The organism is Vibrio sp. EA2, assembly GCF_033042495.1.
Lineage (GTDB): Bacteria > Pseudomonadota > Gammaproteobacteria > Enterobacterales > Vibrionaceae > Vibrio.
Genome location: NZ_JAWLID010000024.1, coordinates 20392 through 22137, shown reverse-complemented (window position 1 = coordinate 22137; position 1746 = coordinate 20392). Strand labels below are relative to the sequence as shown.

The following is a 1746-nucleotide window of genomic DNA, read 5'->3' as shown; positions in this document are numbered from 1 at the left end:
AAGAAGTTGTCTTGCGGCGCTGCCAGCATCTGCGCTTTGCCTTCTACTTGCCAATCAACCAGTAAGCCAGTGTGGCGATCCCAGCGCCATTGATACTTCTCGTCTAAGCTAACCACCAAAATTGCGTTATCTTGTTGAATCAAAGACGGAATTAGTTTGGGTTCCAGTTTAGGTATCACCAGACCCGCGTAGTTACGCACAGAAAATTGTTCTGTCGCGCAAACATGACCCGCAGGAGACCATGGTGTCTCTTTGATTAAGGTAATGTCCGTGTTTAAGTGATACACAGCGCCTGCTTTTGGTTCGAAGCTTAGTTCGATTTCCAACAGGGCTTGGCTATTGGCTTCGATATCAAGCTGTGCTGAGCCAGACTTAATCACTTTGCCGTCTTCCAATAGTGACCAGTTCAGCTGTTCATTATCTGTGGAGCGGAAAAGGTTTTCATTGTTGACTAGCAGATTACAACGCTCTTTTGTTTGCTCTTGGAGAGATACTGTGATCATGCGCTGGCAATATTTTGCTTCTTCTAATGTTGGATGCACGGTGCGATCAGGGAATATCAGCCCGTTAATACAAAACTGGCGGTCATTAATTTCATCGCCGAAGTCACCGCCGTATGCCCAGAAGTGCTTGCCATTTTCATCCCATTGACTCAAGCCTTGGTCTACCCAATCCCAGATGAAGCCGCCTTGTAGGCGAGGAAACTCGCGGAAAGCATCCCAGTATTCGTTAAAGCTACCTAAACTGTTGCCCATCGCATGAGCGTATTCACACAAGATAAGAGGACGTGTTTCATTTGGTAATGAAATCCATTTTTTGATCGGCCACTTAGGTACCGCTTCGTCTTCGATTACCGTATTAACACGTGCATACATTGGCGCAATGATGTCGGTAGCCGTAGTATTTGAGCCGCCACCTTCGTACTGGATAGGACGTGATGGGTCGTAGTGCTTAGACCAAGCGTACATGGCGTTATGGTTGCTGCCATGACCAGATTCATTACCCAAAGACCAGATAATGATAGATGCGTGGTTTTTATCGCGCATGACCATTTGCGTGTAGCGGCTCATGTAGGCGTTTGCCCACTGAGGATCGCTCGACAGACGGTTCATCGGCTGCATGCCATGAGTCTCAATGTTTGCTTCATCACATACATATAAGCCGTATTGGTCACACAACTCGTACCAACGAGGGTGGTTCGGGTAGTGGGAAGTACGTACCGCATTAAAGTTATGCTGTTTCATTAAACAGATGTCGCGAACCATGTCTTCCTCGGTCATCACATGTCCGAGCTCTGGGTGATGTTCATGGCGGTTCACGCCGCGAATCAACAGTGGTTGACCATTTAACTTCAGTTGCCCATCGGTGATCTCAACTTTACGGAAACCTACCTGATAGGCTTCGCTTTCCTGATGTGTGCCGTTTTCGTCCAGTAGAGAGACAACAAGGCGATATAGGTTTGGTGTTTCTGCTGTCCACTTTTGCGGATCATTAACGTGCAGGGTTTGAAACACAACGTCATTCCATGAACCGCGCTCGTCAATCCGGCGATTATTTGGCGTGTCGATACGAGGTTTCGTGACGGCTTGCTCGCCATCAAATAACTGAACCTGAACTTGGTATGTGTCTGGCGCTGAAATATGGGTCACGACAGACAAAGAACCATCGCGATAGCAGGCGTCCAGATCCGGAGTGATGAACACATCTTCAATACAGTGTTGTGGTTTAGATAATAAAGTCACATCG

1 protein-coding gene is annotated in these 1746 nt (G+C 47.4%); it reads right to left on the bottom strand.

From position 1 onward, the window contains the following. On the bottom strand, positions 1–1746 hold a 1746-nt coding region (locus RXX31_RS23360; RefSeq protein WP_317592036.1), incomplete at both ends, for a glycoside hydrolase family 2 TIM barrel-domain containing protein.